The 1,041-nt window shown below is 70.6% G+C and carries 1 protein-coding gene and 1 pseudogene; one reads left to right on the top strand and one right to left on the bottom strand.

Annotation, left to right across the window (positions count from 1 at the left end; all coding sequences use genetic code 11):
* Nucleotides 1–832, top strand: a pseudogene (locus tag ABZ646_RS47215) (hydrolase); the annotation flags it as partial.
* Here the strand turns inward: ABZ646_RS47215 and ABZ646_RS47210 are convergent.
* The coding region (locus ABZ646_RS47210; RefSeq protein ID WP_360534108.1) for a hypothetical protein at nt 819–1,041 on the bottom strand (223 nt) is incomplete at its 5' end. The pseudogene ABZ646_RS47215 and the gene ABZ646_RS47210 sit on opposite strands and share 14 nt — an antisense overlap.

Raw genomic sequence — 1,041 nt, 5'->3', positions numbered from 1 at the left:
GATCAGCGACAGCAGCAACCCGGTGCTGCACGGTTCCTACGGCACGGTCACCAAGAGCCTGATCGCCGACGGCACCACCGCCACCCTCAAGCCCTCCGACAACTCCAGCGTCAAGGGCCTGGTGTACCGCAGCGGCTACTCGGGCAACACCGGCGCGTTCTTCCTCACCAGCACCTTCGGCAGCGGCCGGGTCGCCTTCTGGGGCGACAGCTCGCCCATCGACGACGGCACGGGCCAGTCCGGCAACACCCTGTACGACGGCTGGAACGACTCCGGCGCCACCAACGCGGCGCTCGCCCTGAACGCCACCGCCTGGCTGGCCGGCGCGAGCAGCGGCAGCAGCGGCGGTGGCGGAGGCGGCGGAGGTGGTGGCGGCACCTGCACCTCCGCCCAGCTCCTCGGCAACCCCGGCTTCGAGTCCGGCAGCACCACCTGGACCGCGAGCAGCGGGGTCATCACCAACTCCAGCAGCGAGGCGGCCCGCACCGGCTCCTACAAGGCCTGGCTCGACGGCTACGGATCCGCCCACACCGACACGCTGTCCCAGTCGGTGACCGTTCCGTCCGGCTGCTCCGCGACGCTCAGCTTCTACCTGCACGTGGACACCGCGGAGACCACCACCAGCACCGCCTACGACAAGCTGACGGTCACGGCCGGATCCACCACCCTGGCCACCTACTCCAACCTCAACGCGGCCTCCGGATACGTCCTCAAGAGCTTCGACGTCTCCTCCCTGGCCGGCACCACGGCCACCATCAAGTTCACCGGTGTCGAGGGCTCGACCCTCCAGACGTCCTTCGTCATCGACGACACCGCGCTCAACGTGAGCTGAGCGGGACGGACGGTTCCGGCGCGCCCGCCGGAACCGTCCGCTCCACCGCGTTCCAGCCGGAGACCCGCACCTGGGGCGCCGAGCCGTGCAGATCGGCGGTCCGGTAGGTGGCCGTCAGGGTCGACGACTCGCCCGGCCACAGGCTGACCTCGTTGTCCGACCACCGGACCGGCAGCACGGGCTTCGCCCCCGACCCCGGCCGCACCAAC

The sequence above is a fragment of the Streptomyces sp. NPDC007162 genome, assembly GCF_040634175.1.
Taxonomy (GTDB): domain Bacteria; phylum Actinomycetota; class Actinomycetes; order Streptomycetales; family Streptomycetaceae; genus Streptomyces.
This window is presented reverse-complemented; position numbering and strand designations above follow the sequence as displayed.